Origin of the sequence: Agrobacterium sp. 10MFCol1.1 (genome assembly GCF_000381165.1) — a bacterium.
GTDB lineage: Bacteria > Pseudomonadota > Alphaproteobacteria > Rhizobiales > Rhizobiaceae > Agrobacterium > Agrobacterium tumefaciens.
In genome coordinates, this window is the sequence record NZ_KB906075.1 from 221,015 (window position 1) to 244,880 (window position 23,866).

22 protein-coding genes and 3 tRNA genes are annotated in these 23,866 nt (G+C 58.4%); 21 read left to right on the forward strand and 4 right to left on the reverse strand.

What is annotated here, in order from left to right; genetic code table 11:
* Positions 1-50: 50 nt before the first annotated feature.
* Together F617_RS0112335 and F617_RS0112340 are read right to left on the reverse strand one after the other, a co-directional pair.
* Complete coding sequence (locus F617_RS0112335) at positions 51-1,304, reverse strand: cytochrome P450 (protein WP_019565467.1); 1,254 nt, start codon at positions 1,302-1,304, stop codon at positions 51-53.
* An 85-nt stretch (positions 1,305-1,389) separates the two neighbouring features.
* The gene (locus tag F617_RS0112340) at positions 1,390-2,637 is read right to left on the reverse strand and encodes a diguanylate cyclase (RefSeq protein ID WP_019565468.1); all 1,248 of its coding nucleotides are present in this window, start codon (positions 2,635-2,637) and stop codon (positions 1,390-1,392) included.
* Between the two features lie 455 nt (positions 2,638-3,092).
* On the opposite strand from F617_RS0112340, the gene clpP reads away from it, so the two are divergent.
* The 5 genes from clpP to F617_RS0112365 all read left to right on the forward strand — a co-directional run bounded on the left by clpP (position 3,093) and on the right by F617_RS0112365 (position 11,245).
* Complete coding sequence (gene clpP, locus F617_RS0112345) at positions 3,093-3,725, forward strand: ATP-dependent Clp endopeptidase proteolytic subunit ClpP (protein WP_003496491.1); 633 nt, start codon at positions 3,093-3,095, stop codon at positions 3,723-3,725.
* Positions 3,726-4,016: 291 nt separating this feature from the next.
* Entirely contained in the window at positions 4,017-5,294 is a 1,278-nt protein-coding gene (clpX, locus tag F617_RS0112350; RefSeq protein WP_003512644.1) for an ATP-dependent Clp protease ATP-binding subunit ClpX, read from the forward strand.
* Positions 5,295-5,706: 412 nt separating this feature from the next.
* A complete protein-coding gene (gene lon, locus F617_RS0112355) occupies positions 5,707-8,124 on the forward strand; it encodes an endopeptidase La (RefSeq protein ID WP_003512645.1) in 2,418 nt (805 codons plus the stop codon).
* A 288-nt stretch (positions 8,125-8,412) separates the two neighbouring features.
* Positions 8,413-8,688 (forward strand): DNA-binding protein HupB, encoded by a 276-nt coding sequence (gene hupB / locus F617_RS0112360; protein WP_003496481.1) that lies wholly within the window; start codon positions 8,413-8,415, stop codon positions 8,686-8,688.
* A gap of 358 nt (positions 8,689-9,046) precedes the next feature.
* The gene (locus F617_RS0112365) at positions 9,047-11,245 is read left to right on the forward strand and encodes an esterase-like activity of phytase family protein (protein ID WP_026330817.1); all 2,199 of its coding nucleotides are present in this window, start codon (positions 9,047-9,049) and stop codon (positions 11,243-11,245) included.
* 206 nt (positions 11,246-11,451) lie between these two features.
* Here F617_RS0112365 and F617_RS28355 read toward each other — a convergent pair whose 3' ends face one another.
* Together F617_RS28355 and F617_RS0112375 are read right to left on the reverse strand one after the other, a co-directional pair.
* Complete coding sequence (locus F617_RS28355) at positions 11,452-11,592, reverse strand: hypothetical protein (protein WP_003512649.1); 141 nt, start codon at positions 11,590-11,592, stop codon at positions 11,452-11,454.
* 311 nt (positions 11,593-11,903) lie between these two features.
* Positions 11,904-11,979 (reverse strand) — tRNA-Val (locus tag F617_RS0112375).
* 226 nt (positions 11,980-12,205) lie between these two features.
* Between F617_RS0112375 and F617_RS29035 the strand changes: the two genes are divergently transcribed.
* The 16 genes from F617_RS29035 to nuoK all read left to right on the forward strand — a co-directional run bounded on the left by F617_RS29035 (position 12,206) and on the right by nuoK (position 23,859).
* Positions 12,206-12,337 carry a hypothetical protein gene (locus F617_RS29035; RefSeq protein WP_003512651.1) on the forward strand — a complete coding sequence of 44 codons (132 nt, stop codon included), beginning with the start codon at positions 12,206-12,208 and terminating at the stop codon, positions 12,335-12,337.
* A gap of 89 nt (positions 12,338-12,426) precedes the next feature.
* A tRNA-Asp gene (locus tag F617_RS0112385) sits at positions 12,427-12,503 on the forward strand.
* A gap of 42 nt (positions 12,504-12,545) precedes the next feature.
* A tRNA-Asp gene (locus F617_RS0112390) sits at positions 12,546-12,622 on the forward strand.
* 435 nt (positions 12,623-13,057) lie between these two features.
* Positions 13,058-13,423: an NADH-quinone oxidoreductase subunit A gene (locus F617_RS0112395; protein WP_003512653.1), complete on the forward strand. Its 366-nt coding sequence runs from the start codon at positions 13,058-13,060 to the stop codon at positions 13,421-13,423.
* Positions 13,414-13,998, forward strand: coding sequence for an NADH-quinone oxidoreductase subunit B family protein (locus F617_RS0112400; RefSeq protein ID WP_003512655.1), 585 nt, complete (start codon positions 13,414-13,416; stop codon positions 13,996-13,998). The genes F617_RS0112395 and F617_RS0112400 overlap by 10 nt, the downstream gene beginning before the upstream one ends.
* A gap of 21 nt (positions 13,999-14,019) precedes the next feature.
* Complete coding sequence (locus F617_RS0112405; RefSeq protein WP_003512657.1) at positions 14,020-14,622, forward strand: NADH-quinone oxidoreductase subunit C; 603 nt, start codon at positions 14,020-14,022, stop codon at positions 14,620-14,622.
* Positions 14,619-15,047: a GFA family protein gene (locus F617_RS0112410; RefSeq protein ID WP_003512658.1), complete on the forward strand. Its 429-nt coding sequence runs from the start codon at positions 14,619-14,621 to the stop codon at positions 15,045-15,047. Before F617_RS0112405 ends, F617_RS0112410 begins: the two co-directional genes overlap by 4 nt.
* Before the next feature lies 1 nt (position 15,048).
* Complete coding sequence (locus F617_RS0112415; RefSeq protein ID WP_019565472.1) at positions 15,049-16,239, forward strand: NADH-quinone oxidoreductase subunit D; 1,191 nt, start codon at positions 15,049-15,051, stop codon at positions 16,237-16,239.
* Positions 16,239-16,499 carry a hypothetical protein gene (locus tag F617_RS0112420; RefSeq protein WP_019565473.1) on the forward strand — a complete coding sequence of 87 codons (261 nt, stop codon included), beginning with the start codon at positions 16,239-16,241 and terminating at the stop codon, positions 16,497-16,499. Before F617_RS0112415 ends, F617_RS0112420 begins: the two co-directional genes overlap by 1 nt.
* Before the next feature lie 16 nt (positions 16,500-16,515).
* Complete coding sequence (locus F617_RS0112425; protein WP_019565474.1) at positions 16,516-17,625, forward strand: NADH-quinone oxidoreductase subunit E; 1,110 nt, start codon at positions 16,516-16,518, stop codon at positions 17,623-17,625.
* Between the two features lie 10 nt (positions 17,626-17,635).
* Entirely contained in the window at positions 17,636-18,940 is a 1,305-nt protein-coding gene (gene nuoF, locus F617_RS0112430; RefSeq protein ID WP_019565475.1) for an NADH-quinone oxidoreductase subunit NuoF, read from the forward strand.
* Between the two features lie 156 nt (positions 18,941-19,096).
* Positions 19,097-21,178, forward strand: coding sequence for an NADH-quinone oxidoreductase subunit NuoG (nuoG, locus tag F617_RS0112435; protein ID WP_019565476.1), 2,082 nt, complete (start codon positions 19,097-19,099; stop codon positions 21,176-21,178).
* A gap of 12 nt (positions 21,179-21,190) precedes the next feature.
* Positions 21,191-22,237, forward strand: coding sequence for an NADH-quinone oxidoreductase subunit NuoH (nuoH, locus tag F617_RS0112440; protein WP_013635951.1), 1,047 nt, complete (start codon positions 21,191-21,193; stop codon positions 22,235-22,237).
* Positions 22,238-22,273: 36 nt separating this feature from the next.
* The gene (gene nuoI / locus F617_RS0112445) at positions 22,274-22,765 is read left to right on the forward strand and encodes an NADH-quinone oxidoreductase subunit NuoI (RefSeq protein ID WP_003512679.1); all 492 of its coding nucleotides are present in this window, start codon (positions 22,274-22,276) and stop codon (positions 22,763-22,765) included.
* Positions 22,766-22,906: 141 nt separating this feature from the next.
* Complete coding sequence (locus F617_RS0112450) at positions 22,907-23,521, forward strand: NADH-quinone oxidoreductase subunit J (RefSeq protein ID WP_003512680.1); 615 nt, start codon at positions 22,907-22,909, stop codon at positions 23,519-23,521.
* 29 nt (positions 23,522-23,550) lie between these two features.
* Positions 23,551-23,859: an NADH-quinone oxidoreductase subunit NuoK gene (gene nuoK / locus F617_RS0112455; RefSeq protein ID WP_003496445.1), complete on the forward strand. Its 309-nt coding sequence runs from the start codon at positions 23,551-23,553 to the stop codon at positions 23,857-23,859.
* The last annotated feature ends 7 nt before the right edge of the window (positions 23,860-23,866 follow it).

The window sequence follows — 23,866 nt, forward strand, 5'->3', positions numbered from 1 at the left end:
TGATTTCTATTGGTCCATCGCCGGGATAAAGGTTGTTCCCGGCGTGGCTGTCACCAGCTGAGATCGAGCCGTTCCAGACCATGGAAGTGATAGACGTCCTTGACCCTGGGTGGCTCGGCAATCTTCAGTCCCGGCAGTCGCTTGAAAAGCAGAGGCAAGGCCAGGTTCAGCTCCAGCCTTGCCAGCGGCGCGCCAATGCAGAAATGGATGCCGGCGCCGAAGGAGACGTTGGCGCCTTCGTTTCGGTCCGGCCTGAATGCCAGGGGATCGGAAAACTTGGCCGGATCGAGATTGGCGGCCGCCAGAATGAGGCTGACCTTGTCGCCGCGTTTGAATTCCACGCCATCGATCTCGACCGGCTCCAGAACCCAGCGCTGGAAAATATGGACGGGCGCGCAGATACGCAGCGTTTCTTCCACCGTGCGTTCCGTTGCCGTCTCGTCGTGGAAAAGTGTGTCGGGCGAGATGCCGCTTTCCAGAATGATGCGCACGGAATTGCCGATCTGGTGCACCGTCGCCTCGTCCCCGGCGTTCAACAGAACGATGGTGGTCGAGATCAGCTCGTCGTCGGTCAGATACTGGCCCTTGTGCTCCGTATGGATCATGTGGCTCAGCAGATCGTCTTTCGGCTCCGCCCGGCGCTCCGCGATCACACTGCGCACATAGTCTGAAAACTCATGTGCGGCCCTGTCGGCCAGAAGCTCGTCCTCGGGCGTGCGCTTGAACATGTACATGCCGACATAGGCATGTGACCATTTCAAAAGCTGCGGTCCCATTTCCTCGGGAATGCCGATCATGCGCGCGATCATCGTGACCGGGATGATATCGGCATAGGAGGAAAGCAGTTCCGTCTCGCCGTTTCGTTCGAAGGCGTCGATCAGCCGGTTGGCGAGTTCCTCTATTTCCGGCTTCATCTTGTCGACATGCCGCGAAACGAAAGCGCGGTTGATGAGGGTGCGCAGCCGTGTGTGTTCCGGCGGCTCCAGCTCCAGAAGCGAGTGCTGCTCTGCGGCGTCGAAATGCTTCACATGCTCGAGCGGCTCTGCCAGACCGATCTCCTCGCGGCTCGCAACATGCAGGATCTGCCGTCCGAACCGGCGGTCGCGCAATAGGGCGCTGACATGGTCGTATTCGGTGAAAAACCACTGCCGCTGCTCTTCCCAATAGAAAGTGGGACATTGGGCATGCAGGGCAGCATAGACCGGGTTCGGATCGTTGTAGAAAGCCGGATTGCGGGCATCGAGTGAAACACGACGCGTGGCAGGATCGATTTTGAGAAAGGGAAATGTCGCTGTCATGTCCATGGTTTATTCCGCGCGCCGCACTTTGGGAAGGGCGTGAAAGTGCCGTTCCGTGTGTTTATCCGCATGTCACTGTGTGGTTACTTTGTCACCGGTTGGCGATGGCCGCTATCCGGTTCAGCGCCGCAACCTGCCGGTTGGCATTGTTGTCCATCGGGTTTTCGTTCCGGTCCGGACAGGGGATGACAACATTGGCTGAATTGACGTGGATCACAGTGCGGTTGCGGCCGGCCTTCTTGGCCGCGTAAAGCGCGCGGTCGGCCTCCGTCATCATTACGCTCAGATCCGCATCCTTGATCATGGCTTCGGATATGCCGACGCTGGTCGTGACCTCGATGTTTTCGCCGCGTGCGCTGATCTTTGAAAGGCGCAGGTTGCTGCGGATGGCTTCCGCAAGCGTCACGGTACTGGAGGGGCTTTCCACTTCGGCGACGAGCGCGAATTCTTCGCCGCCCATCCTGACGAACAGGCCGCGCTCACCGATGACCCGCTGCGCCATATTGCAAAAATGCACAAGCACCGCGTCTCCCGACTGATGGCCGTATTTGTCGTTGATCTTCTTGAAATGGTCGATGTCGAACAGCGCCAGCGCCACGTAACGGCTGGAGCCGGGCGACCTTTTTTTGATGTGTTCGAACTCTTCAAGCAGCCCTCGCCGGTTGAGGACGCCGGTCAGGTGGTCGGTCATGGCCAGCCGGTGCAGGCGGGTTTCCGTATCTTCCATGATGATCTTGGCACTCATCATGACGATGATGGTAAAGCCGAGAATGCCTGAAAAGGCGAGCGCTGCCGTCAGCGGAATGGCGTTGGGGGCGGCGGCGTTGACGGGAATGACGATGGACGCCACGAGCGCCCCGCAAAATGCCTGCACGATGAAGGTGGCCGCCAGCACCTTGCGGCTGAATGACGCGCGTGCCTTGCTGGCCAGAAGAATGCCGGCCAGCATGAAATAACCGGTGGCGGCACAGATGTGATAGAGCAGGATGCGCGGGACCATGTTTTCGCGTACGGGGCCGATCAGCATGCCCGCCACCCATAACAGCGCCGGAATGGCGATCCAGCCGGCGGTCTTGCGCTGTTCGAAGGACAGGAGACCGGCGAGCCAGAAACTGAAGGCCGAAAGGGCAAGCGTATTGCCGACTTCGATCGACAGAAAGTTGGGAATATCGCCGCGCAGCGCCACCATCACCGTGCCGGCGCTCGTTGCGGCAAAACCGGCGGCGAAATAGATATTGTGCCGGCGGGCAGGGCGGTGCAGCCACAGGGTTCCCAGCAGCAGGGCAAGGGTCAGCGTTTCCGACGCCCAAAGCAGCATGCCCGTCTTTGCATCCAGCATTGCAAAATCCTATCTGCGCTATCATGCCGTAAAAGCGGTTCGCGGCACGATGTGCGCAATGCCCGCCGAATTGGTGGAGATGCCATTTCGCCTCAAAAGAGGCTCCCGCCCCCTGACGGGAAACCGGAAATTCGCGGGCGTAGTATCAGCCGCAAATACCTAACGAGTTCTTGCCAGTGAGAAGTTATATCTGGGCAACACACCGGTTTTTGCGTTTGCGGTTTGCTCCTGTTAAAAAATAATGCGGGCGACAGAGAATGGTTCGGCTGGCATCGGCTTGTCCATAGCCGTTACCCCACGGGTGGAAAACGCCCGTAAACGCTGTTGAGCCGTTAAGGATATGCGGCTTCGTGTCTTGAAGTACCGGGCAGGGACACTCTATGTAGGGAGAACGAAGGTTAGAAGTGATTCCGGAGCGGTTTTCCGCGAAGGGCAGAGTTTGACAAAGGACGGACATGAAAAATCCAGTTGATACCGCCATGGCTCTGGTGCCGATGGTCGTAGAGCAGACCAATCGCGGCGAACGCTCCTATGACATATTTTCCCGTCTTCTCAAGGAACGCATCATTTTCCTCACCGGACCGGTGGAAGACCAGATGGCCTCGCTCGTCTGCGCGCAGCTGCTTTTCCTCGAGGCTGAAAACCCGAAGAAGGAAATCGCGCTCTACATCAATTCGCCGGGTGGCGTCGTGACCGCCGGCATGGCGATCTACGATACGATGCAGTTCATCCGTCCTGCCGTTTCGACGCTTTGCGTCGGCCAGGCCGCATCCATGGGCTCGCTGCTTCTGGCTGCTGGCGAAAAGGGAATGCGTTTCGCAACTCCGAACGCCCGCATCATGGTGCATCAGCCCTCCGGCGGCTTCCAGGGGCAGGCTTCGGATATCGAGCGTCACGCCCGCGACATCATCAAAATGAAGCGTCGCCTTAATGAAGTCTACGTGAAGCACACCGGCCGCACGCTGGAAGAGGTTGAAAAAACCCTTGATCGCGACCACTTCATGGATGCCGACGAGGCCAAGGACTGGGGTGTGATCGACAAGATCCTCACCTCGCGCCAGGAAATGGAAGGCGCCGCCGCGAATTAAGGCGCGACGCTTTTTGACGGTTGTTTAACCCCGCAAAGTAATTTCGGGGCTTTCAACCGCAACAGAAAGCGATATTAGTATATATAAAGGCTGTGTTGAATTTTTATGACGTGGCCTTTGGTTTGATGGGGAATTCGTTGCAGCCGGTTGTCAGCTCATGTATCTGATACCGGTTAGTACCCCGGGAAACGAGGCGGATACGGCGATGCACCCAAGGGCGGCCGTATCGGCGGGCGGTAAGTTGACCGCGATCCGTTTGGCGGACCTGCGGCGTGCTGGAAGGAAAGTGATATGAGCAAAGTCAGCGGCAGCAACGGCGGCGACTCTAAGAATACACTCTATTGTTCATTCTGCGGCAAGAGCCAGCACGAAGTCCGGAAACTCATAGCCGGACCGACGGTATTCATCTGCGATGAATGCGTCGAATTGTGCATGGACATCATCCGCGAGGAGAACAAGACGTCGATGGTGAAGTCGCGCGAGGGTGTTCCCACCCCGCAGGACATCATCAAGATCCTCGATGAATACGTCATCGGCCAGAAGCAGGCGAAAAAGATCCTGTCGGTGGCCGTTCACAACCATTACAAGCGCCTCGCGCACGCCTCCAAGAATGGCGATGTCGAGCTTGCGAAGTCGAACATCATGCTCGTCGGTCCGACGGGTTGCGGCAAGACCTATCTTGCCCAGACGCTCGCCCGCATCATCGACGTTCCCTTCACGATGGCGGACGCAACGACGCTGACCGAAGCCGGTTATGTCGGCGAGGACGTGGAAAACATCATCCTGAAGCTGTTGCAGGCTGCGGATTACAATGTCGAGCGCGCCCAGCGCGGCATCGTCTATATCGACGAAGTCGACAAGATTTCCCGCAAGTCGGACAACCCGTCGATCACGCGTGACGTGTCGGGCGAGGGCGTTCAGCAGGCGCTTCTGAAGATCATGGAAGGCACGGTCGCTTCCGTTCCGCCGCAGGGCGGCCGCAAGCATCCGCAGCAGGAATTCCTGCAGGTGGATACGACCAACATTCTCTTCATCTGCGGCGGCGCGTTTGCCGGCCTGGACAAGATCATCTCGGCCAGGGGCGAAAAGACCTCGATTGGCTTCGGTGCGACCGTAAAGGCGGAAGACGATCGCCGCGTTGGCGAGGTGCTGCGCGAACTGGAGCCGGAAGATCTGGTGAAATTCGGTCTTATTCCGGAATTCATCGGTCGTCTGCCGGTTCTGGCGACGCTGGAGGACCTTGACGAGGATGCGCTGATCCAGATCCTGTCCGAGCCGAAGAACGCGCTGGTCAAGCAGTATCAGCGTCTTTTCGAGATGGAAGATGTGGAACTGACCTTCCACGAGGACGCGTTGCGCGAGATTGCCCGCCGGGCGATTACCCGCAAGACTGGTGCCCGCGGTCTGCGCTCGATCATGGAAAAGATCCTTCTGGATACCATGTTCGAACTGCCGACGCTGGAAGGCGTGCGCGAAGTGGTGATCTCCAACGATGTCGTCAGCGGCATCGCTCGCCCGCTCTACATCTATGCGGATCGTCAGGAAGAAAAGGCCAATGTTTCGGCTTGATTGACCGATCCGACGCTTTGATGAATTCCAAAGGCCCGCACTCGTGCGGGCCTTTTCTGTTGTGGCAGGTGCGAAACTTGCCGCTAACTTGGAGTAACCCGATTTTGCGTTTGGAGCGGATTGCGCTTTGCTGATAAAGTCTTAAAACTGATTTGCAGCGCGATATGACGGAAATGTGAATTACCGTCGGCGACCCGGTTCCTGATCCTGTGGGATAACCGGAAATGTCGGGAGTAATAGCCGGCGCTGTATTTGTTTGAATTTTACGGCCGTGCCGTTGCGCGGGGTCGTCTCTTCCGGTGACTTGAAATCGGCGTTCCGAAACTCCACTTTCAGTCTCGAGAAATGAATATGCCGGACGCCCCAAGACGTCAGGCAAAGTGTCCTGAAAGGGACCATGAAAGGAAATGATATGACGAACATCACGTCTGCGGCATCCGGCGGTATCTATCCGGTACTTCCCCTGCGCGACATTGTCGTTTTCCCGCATATGATCGTTCCCCTGTTCGTCGGGCGGGAAAAATCCATTCGCGCTCTCGAAGAGGTCATGGGCTCGGACAAGCAGATCATGCTTGTTACCCAGATCAACGCCAGCGATGACGATCCGTCCCCGGAAGCCATCCACAAGGTCGGCACGGTCGCTAACGTTCTCCAGCTTCTGAAGCTGCCCGACGGCACCGTGAAGGTGCTTGTGGAAGGCAAGGGCCGCGCCCAGATCGAGGCCTATACCGACCGCGAGGATTTCTACGAAGCGTCTGCGACGCCGCTGCAGGAGCCTGCGGAAGACCCGGTTGAGATCGAGGCGCTGTCGCGTTCCGTCGTTTCGGAGTTCGAGAGCTATGTGAAGCTCAACAAGAAGATTTCGCCCGAGGTTGTCGGCGCTGCCGGCCAGATCGACGATTATTCGAAGCTGGCCGACACTGTTGCTTCGCACCTGTCGATCAAGATCACCGAAAAGCAGGAAATGCTGGAAACCGTCAGCGTGAAGCAGCGGCTTGAAAAAGCGCTCGGCTTCATGGAAGGCGAAATTTCCGTGCTTCAGGTCGAGAAGCGTATCCGCTCGCGCGTCAAGCGCCAGATGGAGAAGACGCAGCGCGAATATTATCTGAACGAACAGATGAAGGCGATCCAGAAGGAGCTCGGCGACGGCGAGGATGGCCGTGACGAGATGGCCGAACTGGAAGAGCGCATTGCCAAGACCAAGCTTTCCAAGGAGGCCAAGGATAAGGCCGAGGCGGAAATGAAGAAGCTTCGCCAGATGAGCCCGATGTCTGCGGAAGCGACTGTCGTGCGCAACTATCTGGACTGGCTGCTCAGCCTGCCCTGGGGCAAGAAGTCGAAGGTCAAGGTTGATCTCAACAGCGCCGAGGCGGTCCTCGATCAGGATCATTTCGGTCTGGACAAGGTCAAGGAACGCATCGTTGAATATCTGGCCGTGCAGGCTCGCGCTTCGAAGATCCGTGGCCCGATCCTGTGCCTCGTCGGTCCTCCCGGCGTCGGCAAGACTTCGCTCGCCAAGTCGATCGCCAAGGCGACCGGCCGCGAATATGTGCGTATGGCGCTGGGTGGTGTGCGTGACGAGGCGGAAATCCGCGGTCACCGCCGTACCTATATCGGCTCCATGCCGGGCAAGATCGTTCAGTCGATGAAGAAGGCCAAGAAGTCCAATCCGCTCTTCCTGCTCGACGAGATCGACAAGATGGGCATGGATTTCCGTGGCGATCCGTCTTCCGCACTGCTGGAGGTGCTCGATCCGGAACAGAACTCCACCTTCATGGATCACTATCTTGAGGTGGAATACGACCTGTCCGACGTGATGTTCGTGACCACGGCCAACACGCTGAACATTCCAGGTCCCCTGATGGACCGTATGGAAGTGATCCGCATCGCCGGTTATACGGAGGACGAAAAGCGCGAAATCGCCAAGCGTCACCTGCTGCCGAAGGCGATCAAGGAACATGCCCTGCGTCCGGAAGAGTTCTCGGTAAGCGACGACGCTCTGATGATCGTGATCCAGCAGTACACCCGCGAGGCGGGCGTGCGCAGCTTCGAGCGCGAGTTGATGAAGCTTGCGCGAAAGGCCGTGACCGAGATCATCAAGGGCAAGGTCAAGTCCGTGGAAGTCACCGCAGCCAATGTCCCGGATTATCTGGGCGTTCCGCGGTTCCGCCACGGCGAGGCCGAGCGTGAGGATCAGGTTGGTGTCGTCACCGGTCTGGCATGGACGGAAGTCGGCGGTGAGTTGCTCACCATCGAAGGCGTGATGATGCCCGGCAAGGGCCGCATGACGGTCACCGGCAACCTCAAGGAAGTGATGAAGGAATCCATTTCGGCAGCGGCATCCTATGTCCGCTCGCGCGCCGTGGACTTCGGCATCGAACCGCCGCGTTTCGACAAGAGCGACATCCACGTTCACGTTCCGGAAGGGGCTACCCCGAAGGATGGACCGTCTGCCGGTGTCGCCATGGCAACCGCCATCGTCTCCATCATGACCGGTATCCCGGTCTCCAAGGATGTGGCGATGACGGGCGAGATCACACTTCGTGGTCGCGTGCTGCCAATCGGCGGCCTGAAGGAAAAGCTGCTTGCGGCGCTTCGCGGCGGCATCAAGAAGGTGCTCATCCCGGAAGAAAACGCCAAGGACCTGGCGGATATTCCTGATAATGTGAAGAACGAGATGGAGATCATCCCGGTTTCTCGCATGGGTGAGGTCATCAAGCACGCGCTGCTTCGCATGCCCGAGCCAATCGAGTGGGACGGCAGCATCGAAACGCCTGTTATCGCAACTGTCGACGGTGTCGACGAGGGCGGACAGACGATCGCACATTGATTGCCAAGTGGTTGTGAAAGCCAGAATCGGTTTTCGCGACACCTGTGCGTAGATTCAATGTGTTAGATGCCGAAAGGCGCGATGCTTCTTTGATGCTCGCAGAACTGGTGCGAAATTGGCACGTTTAAGGGAAAGGCCGGCAGAAATGTCGGCCTTTTTTGTGAAAAACCCCGCAGACCCCTTGTTTTTCAGGCGATTCCAGCGCTTTTGAGTTGCTGCGCGCGGATACAGACGTATTCTGCGCCGGCTTAATTTGAGTCGTTTCAAACCATTGAAAGGGGTGGAAACATGAACAAGAACGAGCTCGTCTCTGCTGTTGCCGAAAAGGCTGGTCTCACGAAGGCAGATGCTGCTTCCGCTGTTGATGCCGTATTCGAAACCGTACAGAACGAACTGAAGAGCGGTGGCGACATCCGTCTCGCTGGCTTCGGCAGCTTCTCCGTAAGCCGTCGTGAAGCCTCCAAGGGTCGTAACCCTTCCACGGGTGCTGAAGTCGATATCCCGGCTCGCAACGTACCGAAGTTTTCCGCAGGCAAGGGCCTGAAGGACGCCGTCAACTCGTAAGGTTTCCGAAAGGCCGTGGCGTCCGGCGGCGGGCGGGCGGCTTTTCAGGTTCACGAGGAAACATGTTTTGACGCCCTGACGCCATCATGCCGGCACGTAAACCGGGCGGCTTTTCGAAATGCTTTTTCGGATAGCCCTTTTTTCGAACCGGCAAGATGTACTTGAAAGTAGGAGAGCGCGCCTGTGTAGCCTCCATCCGGTCACACGGCGCTCTGATACGCGGAATGTGCGCACGAACAGGAAAGCCCGGCCTTCATGGTCGGGCTTTTTGATTCCTCCGACAGGAAATGTCATGCCGCTGTCATGTCTCTGACGCAGAAGCCATAGGGTGTTTTTTTGGATCCAAGGGGGATTTATAATGGCGTTCCGACTTTCTCAGATGGCTTTGACTGCTGCTCTGCTCACGTCCGCGGCCTTTCCGGCTGCTGCCGAGCCGGTTTTCAACCGCATCGCATCTTTCCCGGTCGTAAAGAACCTGCCAGCGGACAAGGACGCGAAGGCCGTCACTTCAGCTGAAATCGTAACCGCTAGCGAAGACGGTAAGACGCTGATCTATTCGGACAGCCCGCTTGGCGGCATTGGATTCGTTGACATCACCGACGCCAAGGCACCCAAGGCTGGCGGCGCGTTGCTGCTGGAAGGCGAACCGACCTCGGTTGCCGTTGCTGGCGCCAAGGTTCTGGCCGGTGTCAACACGTCCGAAAACCGCGCCAAGCCGTCCGGCAAGCTCGTGACGGTCGATATCGCCACCAAGAAGATTGAAGCGAGCTGCGATCTCGGCGGCCAGCCAGATTCTGTCGCAATTTCCCCGGACAAGACCTTCGCCGCTATCGCGATCGAAAACGAACGCGATGAAGAGGTGAACGAAGGCGCCCTGCCACAGATGCCGGCCGGTTATCTGGTGACGGTCGGTCTGAAAAACGGCGTTGCCGACTGCGCGACGCTGAAGAAGATCGACGTGACCGGCCTTGCCGAAATCTCCCCGGAAGATCCGGAGCCGGAATTCGTCTCGATCAATGCCAATGGCGAGATCGCGCTCACGCTGCAGGAAAACAACCACATCGTCATCATCGACGGCAAGACCGGTACGGTAAAGACGCATTTCTCCGCCGGCACGGTTGATCTGGAAGGCGTCGACACGAAGACGGACGGCCAGATCAAATTCACCGACAAGCAGGAAGGCCGCAAGCGTGAGCCAGATGCCGTGAAGTGGCTGGACAATGACCGAATCGTCATCGCCAATGAGGGTGACTGGCAGGGCGGCGCGCGCGGCTTCACCATTTTCGACAAGACCGGCAAGCTTCTTTATGAAGCCGGTGCCACCCTTGAGCACGCCGCCGCCAGCATCGGCCACTATCCGGAAAAGCGCTCCAAGGCCAAGGGCATCGAGCCGGAAGGTCTGGAGACGGCAACCTTCGATGGCCAGAAGTACTTCTTCGTTCTTGCCGAGCGCGCGTCTCTCGCTGCGGTCTACAAGGATACGGGCGGCACACCGGAACTGGTCCAGCTTCTGCCCTCGGGCATTTCGCCTGAAGGCGCCGTCGCCATTCCGTCGCGCAATCTCCTCGTCACTGCCAACGAAGCCGATCTCGTCGAAGATGGCGGCGCTCGCTCGCATGTCATGATCTATGAACGTGCAGAAGGCCAGATTGCCTACCCGCAGCTCGCTTCCGCCACCGTTGACGGCGCACCGATCGGCTGGGGCGCTCTCTCCGGTCTGGTGGGCGATGCTGAAAAGCCTGGCATCCTCTATGCCGTGTCCGACTCGGTCTATGGAAACCAGCCGTCAATCTACACCATCGACGCAACGAAGAAGCCCGCCACCATCACCAGCGCCCTGCGCATCAAGCGCGACGGTATCGCAGCCCAGAAACTCGACATCGAAGGCATTACGCTTGACGGTAAGGGCGGCTTCTGGCTGGCCTCGGAAGGTGACAGTGCCAAGCTCGTGCCCCACGCACTCTACAATGTCAGCGCCAAGGGCGAGATCAAGGCTGAGATCGCTCTGCCGAAGGAACTGCTGGCTGGCGAAACCCGCTTCGGTTTCGAAGGCGTGACCATGATCGGCAAGGGCGACGACGCGACGCTGTGGATGGCCGTACAGCGCGAATGGGGCACGGACGAGAAGGGTTTCGTCAAGCTCGTCTCCTACAATCCGAAGTCCAAGGAATGGGGCGCCGTGCGTTACCCGCTCGACAAGACCGAGGCAGGCTGGGTCGGCCTTTCTGAAATCACCGCACAGGGCGACTATGTCTATATCGTCGAGCGCGACAATCAGGTCGGTGACAAGGCAAAGATCAAGAAGCTTTACCGCGTCGCGAACGCTGACCTGAAGCCGGGCAAGATCGGTGGCGAACTGCCGCTGGTGGCCAAGCAGGAAGCACATGATTTCCTGCCGGACCTCAAGGCCCAGACGAATGGCTATACCGTTGACAAGCTGGAAGGCTTCACCTTCGACAAGGCAGGAACGGCCTATGTCGTCACTGACAATGACGGCGTCGACGGATCTTCCGGCGAAACGCTGTTCTTTACCGTCGATCTGAAGGCGATCAACTGATCGGTCCGAATAGAATCGCAAGTGAGAAAAGCCGGGCATAGCCCGGCTTTTTTGTGCGGCGGAAGACCCCGATCTGGGGAATGCCGATTCCCCACGATGAGTCGCATACCAGCCGTTAAAACCGGCATGGTCGCGTCGCTATCGCATAATCGAGGGTGTTATCCGGAGGACTTCCATGAATGTGCAATGGACCAGATCGCTAGAGATCACCGCCCCATGGAATTCTTGCTTTTGGGAGTGCTGTCTTTTTCCGAGTCCTGCTGGACCCAGCGGAAAAAAATATAAACAGGCAGCGCAATAAGCGCGAGTGTTACAAACGCGTCGACCGACATGGTTTCATCCATCATTTATACCGTTCATCATGAAACGGCTCGGAAACAATGCATGAAATCTCTTTAAAAAGTCTGAATCTGCTTATTTTTCGGTATGTTGCGGGGTGGCACACCTATTGGAGCCGGCCTGTATGAATGTGGAACAGAAGTGCCGATCTGGCATAGACTCACGCCGGAAAAGCCGCTTCACCAGCCCAAGGCCGCGGCCGTCTACAGAATCGGGGGCAGGGGCCGTGATTCCCGATGCAGGAAGTTTACGGTAAAACGCACCGACATCCGAAAGAGTTTCGGCTTGGTAATGCGCACAATTTGAAGAATATGGAAAATGGTGGGCGATGAGAGACTCGAACTCCCGACATCCTCGGTGTAAACGAGGCGCTCTACCAACTGAGCTAATCGCCCTTCGCGTCTTGCAGATCGTGTCTGCCGCGTCGGTGGCCGTGATGTATTCGGATCGGAAAAAAACCGCAAGGGCTTTTGTGAAGTTTTTTTGTTTTTTTTCCGGACAGCTTTGCCCATTGGCAGAGGTGATCGGCAAAAAGCCGGGAACTGCGGGCTTTTCGATAAAAACAACGCCCGGCCGTTACCCTCGGCGGTATGCTGGAATCGCGTTACGGACGCCCCGGCTGTGGACAAGTTTTTTGTTTTTGTTGGGAAAAGCCCGGAAAACAAGGCATTCGCTGCAATGCCGGTCAAAGGCCTTTCAGTTTTTTCCGATCAAAATGAAGAAGCTTATTCTTTTGTCGTGAAACCTGCTTGACACCCCCGCACGAACGCCGTAGTTAGCCGCTCAACGAACAGCCGAGGCTGGTTCGTACGGCGAGACTAAGGTCTTGTCGGTCAGGATAAGCGGGTGTAGCTCAGTTGGTTAGAGTGCCGGCCTGTCACGCCGGAGGTCGCGGGTTCGAGCCCCGTCACTCGCGCCATCCTGTTCCTCGGAAAAAAACGCAGACGAATGTCTGTGGAGCGCGGGTGTAGCTCAGTCGGTTAGAGTGCCGGCCTGTCACGCCGGAGGTCGCGGGTTCGAGCCCCGTCACTCGCGCCATTTCTTTCATCGAAATGACACTCCCAAACGAAGCAAGCAGGCGTCGTCCTGCCATGTCGGCAATGGCGATTTCAGCGCCTGTTTCCGGCATTCGCGAGCGCGGTTTTTCCTGCTGTTTTTAGTCAAGTTTCGATATCGAGAGATCGTCACTTCGCTTCCATTTTGACGTAAAATTCGTGTGACTTTTTTGCGGTTGCGTCGTTCAATCGATTATTATTGTATTTGAGGGGCTTAGCCCGGAATTGTGGCCCAAATTTGCGTCAATTCCGGCAATATTGTTGCCAATCAATGCGGCAGGTGTCTTGAAATGGTGCCTAAACTCTTGCAGAGAGAGCGCGGCTGCGCTAACCACTTTGGCGTTGCAACATATTTGTGCGCCTTTAGACTTTCAGTCGCAAAGGCAGGTCCGGCACCCGGCCGGACAGGGAAGAGACCATGACTGAACTCCTCAGTTCCTATATTCCGATCGCAATCTTTATCGGTATCGCTCTTGTCATTGGCCTGGCGCTTCTCATCGCGCCTTTCGCTGTCGCTTATAAGGCGCCGGACCCGGAAAAGCTCTCCGCTTTCGAGTGCGGTTTCAATGCCTTCGACGACGCCCGCATGAAGTTCGATATCCGGTTTTATCTGGTGTCCATTCTCTTCATCATCTTCGACCTGGAAGTCGCCTTCCTGTTCCCCTGGGCTGTGTCCTTCGGTGATATGGGCTGGTTCGGTTTCTGGTCTATGATGGTGTTCCTCGCCGTTCTCACCATCGGCTTTATCTATGAGTGGAAGAAGGGAGCGCTGGAATGGGCATGAGCCAGAACAACAGCACGCTCGTTGCGCCGCAGCCGAAGGGGATCATCGATCCCGCGACCGGCAAGCCTGTCGGCAGCAATGATGCCTACTTCACGGAAATCAACGACGAGCTGGCCGACAAGGGCTTTCTCGTCACCTCGACCGACGAGCTGATCACCTGGGCGCGTACCGGCTCCCTGATGTGGATGCAGTTCGGTCTTGCCTGCTGCGCCGTCGAGGGTCTGATGCAGGCTTCCGGCCCGCGTTACGACATGGAGCGCTTCGGTGTCGCCCCGCGCGCCTCGCCGCGCCAGTCGGACGTGATGATCGTCGCGGGAACGCTGACCAACAAGATGGCGCCGGCACTGCGCAAGGTCTATGACCAGATGCCCGAGCCGCGTTATGTCATCTCCATGGGCTCCTGCGCCAATGGCGGCGGCTATTACCATTATTCCTACGCCGTCGTGCGCGGCTGCGACCGAGTCGTGCCGGTGGATATCTACGTTCCGGGCTGTCCCCCCACGGCGGAGGCGCTGCTTTACGGCGTGCTTCTGCTGCAGAAGAAGATCCGGCGTACCGGTACGATCGAGCGCTAAGGGCAAAGGACGGATTAAGGAATGAGCGAAGCTCTAAACGATCTTGCTGCTTACGTTAAGGAAGCGCGTGGTTCCCTCGTGGTTTCGGCCGATATCGCCTATGGCGAGTTGACGCTGAACACGACGACGGAAAGCGTTATCGCGCTTTTGACGTTCCTGCGTGACGATGTGCAGTGCGGTTTCGTCAACATCATCGATATTTGCGGCGTCGACTGGCCGCAGCGCGAGAAGCGTTTCGACGTCGTCTATCACCTCTTGTCGCCGCGCCAGAATCTGCGCGTGCGCATCAAGCTGCAGGTGGCGGAAGACGAGGGCGTTCCCTCGGCAACCTCCGTTTACATGGGTGCAGACTGGTTCGAGCGCGAAGCCTGGGATATGTACGGCATTCCTTTCGAAGGCCATGCGGATCTTCGCCGAATCCTCACCGATTACGGTTTCGAAGGTCATCCGCTGCGCAAGGATTTTCCGGTTACCGGCTTTGTGGAAGTACGCTACGATGACGTTCTGAAGCGGGTTCTCTATGAACCGGTCGAACTGAAGCAGGAATTCCGCAATTTCGATTTCCTCTCTCCCTGGGAGGGGACTGACTATGTTCTCCCGGGTGACGAAAAGGCCAAGCAATGAGCGAAGCCCCCGCGACAGAGCACGGACAATGTCTTTGCGGCGCCGTTGGCTTCAATGCCAGCATCGGCGCCCGCGAATTCGGCGTTTGCCATTGCTCGATGTGCCGCCGCTGGTCCGGCGGAACATTTCTGGCTGTCGAATGCGCTGACGTCGCCATCGAGAACGAGGAACATTTCGGTGTTTATACCTCGTCGGAATGGGGCGAGCGCTGCTTCTGCAGGAATTGCGGCAGCACGCTGATGTGGCGCTCCAAGGATGGCAAGCATTTTGCCGTCTCGTTGCAGGCTTTCGACAACCCTTCCAGTTTCCATTTTGCGTCGCAGATTTTCACGGATGAGAAGCCTTCGAGCTATTCTTTCGCGCAAACCACGCAGAACATGACCGGCCCCGAATTCATCGCCATGATCACCTCGGCGGAGCACTAGAATGACTGAGCATAACGTCCGCAATTTCACGATCAACTTCGGTCCGGAACACCCTTCCGCGCACGGCGTGCTGCGCCTGGTTCTGGAACTGGACGGCGAAATCGTCGAGCGCGTCGATCCGCATATCGGTCTTCTGCATCGCGGCACCGAAAAGCTGATCGAGACCAAGACCTACCTTCAGGCCGTGCCTTATTTCGACCGTCTCGACTACGTCGCGCCGATGAACCAGGAACACGCTTTCGCGCTCGCCGTCGAAAAGCTGCTGAGTCTCGAAATCCCGATGCGCGGCCAGCTAATCCGCGTGCTTTATTCGGAAATCGGCCGCATCCTGTCGCACATCATGAACGTGACGACTCAGGCCATGGACGTCGGCGCAATGACTCCGCCTGTCTGGGGCTTCGAGGAACGTGAAAAGCTGATGGTGTTCTACGAGCGCGCCTGTGGCGCCCGCATGCACTCGGCCTATGTTCGTCCGGGCGGCGTGCATCAGGATCTGCCGCCGGAGCTGGTGGAAGACATCGGCAAATGGTGCGATCCCTTCATTACCGTTCTCGACAATATCGAAGGCCTGTTGACCGACAACCGCATCTACAAGCAGCGTAACGTCGATATCGGCGTCGTCTCGCTTGAAGACGCCTTTGCCTGGGGTTTCACGGGCGTCATGGTGCGCGGTTCGGGTGCTGCCTGGGATTTGCGTCGCGCGCAGCCCTACGAGTGCTATTCCGATCTGGAGTTCGATATACCCGTCGGCAAGAACGGCGACTGCTATGACCGTTACCTGATCCGCATGCAGGAAATGCGCGAATCGGTGAAGATCATGAAGCAGTGCGTCGATCTTCTCTCCGGCAAGCACCGCATCGGCCCGGTCTCCTCGCTGGATGGCAAGGTGGTTCCGCCCAAGCGCGGCGAGATGAAGCGTTCGATGGAAGCTCTTATCCATCACTTCAAGCTCTATACCGAAGGCTATCACGTTCCGGCCGGCGAAGTTTACGCCGCCGTCGAAGCGCCGAAGGGCGAGTTCGGCGTCTACGTGGTCGCCGATGGTTCGAACAAGCCCTACCGCTGCAAGATCCGCGCGCCGGGTTATGCACATTTGCAGGCGATGGATTTCCTGTGCAAGGGCCATCAGCTTGCCGACGTTACAGCCGTGCTCGGCTCCCTCGACATCGTGTTCGGGGAGGTCGACCGCTGATGCGTCTGCCGCTGGCCATCTTGGCTTTTCTTGCTGCGATGTCGACCTCCGCTCTCGCCCAGACGGCGACGGACGAGGGGGGCGTATCGCTATCAAGCAGCGGCGGTTCCACCATCAAGCAGCTTCTGTCTTCGGGATACGAGATCAAGGCCTCGGTTCCCAATGGCAGCAAGTTCATCGTGTTCATGCAGAAAGACAAGGCGGCTTATGCCTGCGAATTCGTCACGGTGGCGAGATCGCGTTGTGAGACGTTAAACTGAAAAGGCGTGAGGAAGTATGTCCGTTCGTCGACTAGCCGAAGATCAGTTCCAGCCCGTGGCATTTGCCTTTAACGCGGATAATACCGCATGGGCGGAAAAGACGATCCAGAAATATCCGGAGGGACGCCAGCAATCGGCGGTTATCCCGCTGCTTATGCGTGCGCAGGAGCAGGACGGCTGGGTTACCCGCGCCGCCATCGAAAAAATCGCCGACATGCTGGATATGGCCTATATCCGCGTCATGGAAGTAGCGACCTTCTACACCCAGTTCCAGCTGAAGCCGGTCGGCACACGCGCCCATGTTCAGGTTTGCGGCACCACGCCCTGCATGCTGCGCGGCTCCGAAGCGCTGATGGATGTCTGCCGCAAGAAGATCCACCATGATCCGCTGCACACCAACGAGAGCGGCACGCTGTCCTGGGAAGAAGTGGAATGTCAGGGCGCCTGCGTCAACGCGCCGATGGTCATCATCTTCAAGGATGCCTATGAGGATCTGACGCCCGAGCGCCTGGAAGAGATCATCGACACGTTCGAGGCAGGCAAGGGTGACACGGTCAAGACAGGTCCCCAGATCGACCGTCACCAGTCGGTGCCCGTTGGCGGCCTGACGACGCTGACGGAAGAGATCAAGCCAGATCGCTCCAATCTCGACAAGCCTGCGGAAGCTCCGGCGGAAGCAGCCCCCGTTCTTCCTTCGAATGCCGCCAAGCCGAAGACGGACGCACCGGAAACCGATCCGAAGCTGAAGACGCCTGCGAACGAGCCCAAGGCTGCTGCGGAAAACGCAAAGGCAGGGGAACAGCAATCGGCAGGCAAGGAAGCGACAGCATCCAGACCGTCGCTTGAGTCGGCCGACCGTCCGGCAGGCATTGAAAAGCCCGCTGCGCCCGATGACCTGAAACTCATTTCAGGCGTTGGCCCGAAGATCGAAGGCACGCTTAACGAGCTCGGTATCTTCACCTATGCGCAGATTGCCGGCTGGAAGAAGGCCGAGTGCGACTGGGTGGATGGTTATCTGAATTTCAAGGGCCGCATCGAACGCGATGAGTGGATCAAGCAGGCCGAGGCGCTCGCCAAGGGTGGCGAAGCCGAGTATATCAGGGTCTTCGGCAAGAAGCCGCGGTAAAGGGTGAAGCATGTTAAAAGATCAGGATCGCATCTTTACCAATCTCTACGGCCTCAAGGACAAGTCCCTGAAGGGCGTGATGGCGCGCGGCCATTGGGATGGCACCAAGCAGATCATCGAAAAGGGTCGTGACTGGATCATCAATGAGATGAAGGCTTCCGGCCTTCGCGGTCGCGGCGGCGCAGGCTTCCCGACGGGTCTCAAGTGGTCCTTCATGCCCAAGGAAAGCGACGGCCGTCCGCATTATCTCGTGGTCAACGCCGACGAATCCGAGCCCGGCACCTGCAAGGACCGCGAAATCCTGCGCAACGATCCGCATACGCTGATCGAAGGCTGCGTTATCGCCGGTTTCGCCATGGGTGCGCACACCGCCTATATCTACGTGCGCGGCGAATATATGCGCGAACGTGAGGCGCTTCAGGCCGCCATCGACGAATGTTACGATGCGGGCCTGCTCGGCAAGAGCAACAAGAACGGCTGGGATTTCGACATCTACGTCCATCACGGCGCAGGTGCCTATATCTGCGGCGAAGAGACGGCACTGCTCGAAAGCCTCGAGGGCAAGAAGGGCCAGCCGCGCCTGAAGCCGCCGTTCCCGGCCAATATGGGTCTTTACGGTTGCCCGACGACCGTCAACAACGTCGAATCCATCGCCGTTGCTCCGACGATTCTGCGCCGAGGTGCGGTATGGTTCTCGTCTATCGGCCGTCCGAACAATGTCGGCACCAAGCTGTTCATGGTCTCTGGCCATGTCGAGCGTCCATGCACCTTCGAAGATGCGTTGGGCCTGTCCTTCCGTGAACTGATCGAACACCATTGCGGTGGCATTCGCGGCGGCTGGGACAATCTGCTTGGCGTCATTCCCGGCGGCGCATCCTGCCCCATCGTGCGCGGTGAGGACATGAAGGACGCCATCATGGACTTCGACGGCATGCGCGAAGTGAAGTCGTCCTTCGGCACCGGCGGCATGATCGTCATGGACAAGTCCACCGACGTCATCAAGGCGATCGCCCGCATCGCGGCGTTCTTCAAGCATGAAAGCTGCGGCCAGTGCACGCCGTGCCGAGAAGGCACCGGCTGGATGTGGCGCGTGCTGGAACGCATGGTGAAGGGCAACGCGCAGAAGCGCGAAATCGACATGCTGTTCGAAGTGACGAAGCAGATCGAAGGCCACACCATCTGTGCGCTCGGCGACGCCGCCGCATGGCCGGTACAGGCGCTGATCCGTAATTTCCGTCCGGAAATCGAAAAGCGCATCGACCAATATACCTACAGGGCCATGGATGATGGCGCTGTTCTGGAAGCTGCCGAATAAGCTTTTCGCAGTTTGCATGCGGCGCGGGGATGATCCCGGCGCCGGAAAACCATGAAGCGCCTGACCGACGAGATGAAGTGTCGGGCGCGATTAAGGATTTGTTGCGGACCGTGTGAGAGACACGGGACGAACAGGCAACAGGACGTAAGTAGAACCATGGCAAAGCTCAAGGTTGACGGTAAAGAGATCGAGGTTCCGGATCATTTCACGCTGTTGCAGGCGTGCGAGGAGGCTGGTGCTGAAGTTCCGCGCTTTTGTTTTCATGAGCGCTTGTCGGTCGCGGGTAACTGCCGCATGTGTCTCATCGAGGTGAAGGGCGGACCGCCCAAGCCCGCCGCATCCTGCGCCATGGGCGTGCGCGACGTTCGCGGCGGCCCGAATGGCGAATTGCCTGAAGTTTTCACCAACACGCCGATGGTCAAGAAGGCCCGCGAAGGCGTGATGGAGTTCCTTCTCATCAACCACCCGCTCGATTGCCCGATCTGCGACCAGGGCGGCGAATGCGACCTGCAGGACCAGGCCATGGCCTTCGGTATTGCCGGTTCGCGTTACGCGGAAAACAAGCGTGCGGTTGAAGACAAATATATCGGCCCGCTCGTCAAGACGGTGATGAACCGCTGCATCCACTGCACGCGCTGCGTCCGTTTCACAACGGAAGTTGCCGGCATAGCCGAACTCGGCCTCATCGGCCGCGGCGAGGACGCTGAAATCACCACCTATCTCGAGCAGGCTATGACCTCCGAGCTTCAGGGCAACGTCGTCGATCTTTGCCCGGTCGGTGCGCTCACCTCGAAGCCTTTCGCTTTCACTGCCCGCCCGTGGGAACTGAACAAGACCGAAACCATCGACGTGATGGACGCTCTCGGTTCGGCAATCCGCGTCGATACCCGTGGCCGCGAAGTCATGCGCGTCATGCCGCGTGTCAACGAGGCGATCAACGAAGAGTGGATCTCCGACAAGAGCCGCTTCATCTGGGACGGCCTGAAGACGCAGCGTCTCGACCGCCCTTACGTCCGCAAGGATGGCCGCTTGCAGCCCGCAAGCTGGGGCGAAGCCTTCGGCGCTATCAAGCAGGCGGTTGCCGCAACCAGCGGCAGCAAGATCGGCGCGATTGCCGGTGACCTTGCTTCCGTCGAGGAAATGTTCGCGCTGAAGTCGCTTCTGGCGTCGCTCGGCTCGGCCAATGTCGATTGCCGTCAGGATGGCGCAGCGCTTGATCCGTCTTTGGGTCGCGCCAGCTACCTGTTCAATTCCACAATCGAAGGCATTGAGCACGCGGATGCGCTGCTGATCGTCGGCGCCAACCCGCGTTATGAAGCGGCCGTGCTCAATGCACGTATCCGCAAGCGCTGGCGTCGCGGTGGTTTCCCGATCGGCGTGATCGGCGAAGCCGGTGAGCTGCGCTACAACTACGAATATCTAGGCTCTGGCGCGGAAACGCTTTCCGATCTCGCCAATGGCTCTCACAGTTTCATTGAGAAGCTGAAGTCCGCCAAGAACCCGCTGATCATCATCGGCCAGGGCGCTCTGGCACGCGCCGATGGTGCAGCCGTTCTCGCGGCCGCTGCGAAGCTCGCCGTTTCGGTTGGCGCAATCAGCGAAGAGTGGAACGGCTTCTCGGTGCTTCACACTGCAGCTGCCCGCGTCGGTGGTCTCGACATCGGCTTCGTGCCGGGCGAGGGCGGTGTTGCTGCTGCCGAAATGGTAACGTCCATGGACGTTCTCTTCCTGCTCGGCGCCGATGAAATCGACCTGTCGAACAAGGGCGCCAAGTTCACCGTCTACATCGGTAGCCACGGCGACCATGGCGCGATGAACGCCGACGTCATCCTTCCGGGTGCGGCCTACACCGAAAAATCCGGTATCTGGGTCAACACCGAAGGCCGCGTTCAGGTGGGCAACCGCGCCGGTTTCGCACCGGGCGAGGCCCGAGAAGACTGGGCGATCCTGCGTGCGCTTTCCGACGTGCTCGGCAAGAAGCTCCCGTTCGATTCGCTGTCGGCGCTGCGCGGCCAGCTTTATGTCGCGCATCCGCATCTGGCGGAAACCGATGAGATCGTTGCCGGCAACGGCGCGGATGTCGAGGCACTTGCCGCTCGCGCGGGCAGCCTCAATAAGTCTGCGTTTGCCTCGCCGGTAAAAGACTTTTATTTGACGAACCCGATTGCGCGCGCATCCGCCGTCATGGCCGAGTGTTCCGCATTGGCCCGCAACAATTTCCAGGCTGCGGCAGAGTAAGGGTAGGGGATTATGGAATCGTTTTTCTGGAGCTACGTCTGGCCCGCGCTGATCATGGTCGGCCAGTCCCTGCTGCTTCTCGTTTGCCTTCTGGTGGCCATCGCCTTCCTTCTGCTTGCCGACCGTAAGGTATGGGCAGCCGTGCAGTTGCGCCGTGGTCCCAACGTCGTCGGCCCCTTTGGTCTGTTCCAGTCCTTCGCCGACCTTTTGAAATTCATCCTGAAGGAGCCCGTCATTCCGGCGGGCGCCAACAAGGCGGTCTTCCTTCTGGCGCCGCTGGTTGCCGTAACGCTGGCGCTCGCCACCTACGCGGTCATCCCCTTTGCCGATGGCTGGGTCGTTGCCAATATCAATGTCGGCATTCTCTACATTTTCGCGATTTCCTCGCTTGAAGTGTACGGCATCATCATGGGCGGCTGGGCTTCGAACTCGAAGTACCCGTTCCTCGGCGCGCTTCGTTCGGCGGCGCAGATGGTGTCCTACGAAGTGTCGATCGGCCTCGTCATCGTCACCGTGCTTCTGTGCGTCGGCTCGCTCAACCTCACGGATATCGTTCTGGCGCAGCGCACCGGCCTCGGCACGATGATCGGTCTGCCGGCCTCGTTCCTCGACTGGCACTGGCTGTCGCTGTTCCCGATGTTCATCGTGTTCTTCATCTCGGGCCTTGCCGAAACCAACCGTCCGCCCTTCGACCTTCCGGAAGCGGAATCGGAACTGGTTGCCGGTCACATGGTCGAATATGGCTCGACGCCTTACATGATGTTCATGCTCGGCGAATATGCTGCGATCGTTCTGATCTGCTGCCTGACGACGATCCTGTTCCTTGGTGGCTGGCTGCCGATCGTGGATGTGTGGTTCCTGAACTGGATTCCGGGTATTGTCTGGTTCGCGCTCAAGGGCTGCATGGTTTTCTTCATGATCGCTCTGGTGAAGGCCTTCGTTCCGCGTTACCGCTATGACCAGCTCATGCGCCTTGGCTGGAAGGTGTTCCTGCCGCTGTCGCTCGCCATGGTCGTTATTGTTGCATTCGTATTGAAGCTGACGGGGTGGGCCGGTTGATGTCCGTACGCCTCGCTCAGAAATCTGGAGTTTGAGATGGCAAGCCTTTCCCAAGCCGTCAATTCACTGTTCCTCAAGGAGTTCGTCGGTGCGATCTTCCTGACGATGCGCCACTTCTTCAAGCAGAAGGCCACGGTGAATTATCCTTTCGAAAAGGGCCCGGTGTCTCCGCGCTTCCGCGGCGAGCATGCGCTGCGCCGTTATCCGAACGGTGAAGAGCGCTGCATCGCCTGCAAGCTGTGTGAGGCGATCTGTCCCGCTCAGGCGATCACCATCGAAGCCGGTCCGCGCCGCAATGACGGCACCCGCCGCACGGTGCGTTACGACATCGACATGGTGAAGTGCATCTATTGCGGTTTCTGCCAGGAAGCCTGCCCGGTGGATGCCATCGTCGAAGGCCCGAACTTCGAATTCGCGACGGAAACCCGCGAGGAGCTCTATTTCGACAAGCAAAGGCTTCTCGACAATGGCGACCGCTGGGAGCGTGAAATTGCGCGCAACCTCGCACTGGATGCGCCTTACCGTTAAGGCGCAACCGTCTTTCCGGGGGAGACTCCGGGAAGCGAAGAAAGAGTAAAAGAGCCTGCACGGTTATCGCCGGCGGGGACGAAACGGGTAGAGCGCGCGATTGCGCGGTCTTTGCCCGGATGAGGACAAGAAGGCACCAACATGGGTCTGCACGCTGTATTCTTTTATATATTCGCTTTCGTCGCCGTGGCGTCTGCGTTCATGGTCATCGCATCGAAGAACCCTGTTCATTCGGTGCTGTTTCTGATTTTGACCTTCTTCAACGCAGCCGCGCTGTTCCTGCTGACGGGGGCCGAATTCCTCGCCATGATCCTGCTCGTCGTTTATGTCGGTGCGGTGGCGGTGCTCTTCCTCTTCGTCGTCATGATGCTGGATGTGGATTTTGCGGAGCTGCGCTCCGGCGTGCTGCAATATGCGCCGATCGGTGCGCTGATCGGTATCATCCTCGCGGCTGAACTGATCGTCGTGGTCGGCGGCAGCGTGCTTAACCCGCAGGCGGCCAAATCGATTACCATGCCGATCCCGTCACCGGCCGTGCGCACCAATACGGCCGCGCTGGGCGACGTGCTCTATACCAATTACGTCTACTTCTTCCAGCTTGCCGGTCTCGTGCTGCTGGTGGCCATGATCGGCGCCATCGTGCTGACGCTGCGTCACCGCACCGACATCAAGCGGCAGAACATATCCACGCAGGTCGGACGTGACCCGAAGACCGCCGTCACCACGGTCAAGGTCAAGCCGGGCCAGGGCATCTGAAGGCGCGAACGGATCCAAGGAAACAGAATATGGAAATCGGTCTTTCCCACTACCTGACGGTCAGCGCGATCCTCTTCACGATCGGCATCTTCGGTATCTTCCTCAACCGGAAGAACGTCATCGTCATCCTCATGTCGATCGAACTCATCCTGTTGGCGGTCAACATCAACATGGTGGCGTTCTCGGCTTTCCTGAACGACATCGTCGGCCAGGTCTTCGCACTGTTCATTCTGACCGTCGCAGCCGCCGAAGCGGCCATCGGTCTTGCAATACTCGTTGTCTTCTACCGCAACCGCGGATCGATCGCTGTCGAAGACGTCAATATGATGAAGGGCTGATAAGGCT

What these genes read in the sequence shown, in the direction of transcription:
- F617_RS0112335 (WP_019565467.1), bottom strand. Translation starts at nt 1,304, where the DNA reads ATGGACATGACAGCGACATTTCCCTTTCTCAAAATCGATCCTGCCACG.
- F617_RS0112340 (WP_019565468.1), bottom strand. Translation starts at nt 2,637, where the DNA reads ATGCTGGATGCAAAGACGGGCATGCTGCTTTGGGCGTCGGAAACGCTG.
- clpP (WP_003496491.1), top strand. Translation starts at nt 3,093, where the DNA reads ATGAAAAATCCAGTTGATACCGCCATGGCTCTGGTGCCGATGGTCGTA.
- clpX (WP_003512644.1), top strand. Translation starts at nt 4,017, where the DNA reads ATGAGCAAAGTCAGCGGCAGCAACGGCGGCGACTCTAAGAATACACTC.
- lon (WP_003512645.1), top strand. Translation starts at nt 5,707, where the DNA reads ATGACGAACATCACGTCTGCGGCATCCGGCGGTATCTATCCGGTACTT.
- hupB (WP_003496481.1), top strand. Translation starts at nt 8,413, where the DNA reads ATGAACAAGAACGAGCTCGTCTCTGCTGTTGCCGAAAAGGCTGGTCTC.
- F617_RS0112365 (WP_026330817.1), top strand. Translation starts at nt 9,047, where the DNA reads ATGGCGTTCCGACTTTCTCAGATGGCTTTGACTGCTGCTCTGCTCACG.
- F617_RS28355 (WP_003512649.1), bottom strand. Translation starts at nt 11,592, where the DNA reads ATGATGGATGAAACCATGTCGGTCGACGCGTTTGTAACACTCGCGCTT.
- F617_RS0112395 (WP_003512653.1), top strand. Translation starts at nt 13,058, where the DNA reads ATGACTGAACTCCTCAGTTCCTATATTCCGATCGCAATCTTTATCGGT.
- F617_RS0112400 (WP_003512655.1), top strand. Translation starts at nt 13,414, where the DNA reads ATGGGCATGAGCCAGAACAACAGCACGCTCGTTGCGCCGCAGCCGAAG.
- F617_RS0112405 (WP_003512657.1), top strand. Translation starts at nt 14,020, where the DNA reads ATGAGCGAAGCTCTAAACGATCTTGCTGCTTACGTTAAGGAAGCGCGT.
- F617_RS0112410 (WP_003512658.1), top strand. Translation starts at nt 14,619, where the DNA reads ATGAGCGAAGCCCCCGCGACAGAGCACGGACAATGTCTTTGCGGCGCC.
- F617_RS0112415 (WP_019565472.1), top strand. Translation starts at nt 15,049, where the DNA reads ATGACTGAGCATAACGTCCGCAATTTCACGATCAACTTCGGTCCGGAA.
- F617_RS0112420 (WP_019565473.1), top strand. Translation starts at nt 16,239, where the DNA reads ATGCGTCTGCCGCTGGCCATCTTGGCTTTTCTTGCTGCGATGTCGACC.
- F617_RS0112425 (WP_019565474.1), top strand. Translation starts at nt 16,516, where the DNA reads ATGTCCGTTCGTCGACTAGCCGAAGATCAGTTCCAGCCCGTGGCATTT.
- nuoF (WP_019565475.1), top strand. Translation starts at nt 17,636, where the DNA reads ATGTTAAAAGATCAGGATCGCATCTTTACCAATCTCTACGGCCTCAAG.
- nuoG (WP_019565476.1), top strand. Translation starts at nt 19,097, where the DNA reads ATGGCAAAGCTCAAGGTTGACGGTAAAGAGATCGAGGTTCCGGATCAT.
- nuoH (WP_013635951.1), top strand. Translation starts at nt 21,191, where the DNA reads ATGGAATCGTTTTTCTGGAGCTACGTCTGGCCCGCGCTGATCATGGTC.
- nuoI (WP_003512679.1), top strand. Translation starts at nt 22,274, where the DNA reads ATGGCAAGCCTTTCCCAAGCCGTCAATTCACTGTTCCTCAAGGAGTTC.
- F617_RS0112450 (WP_003512680.1), top strand. Translation starts at nt 22,907, where the DNA reads ATGGGTCTGCACGCTGTATTCTTTTATATATTCGCTTTCGTCGCCGTG.
- nuoK (WP_003496445.1), top strand. Translation starts at nt 23,551, where the DNA reads ATGGAAATCGGTCTTTCCCACTACCTGACGGTCAGCGCGATCCTCTTC.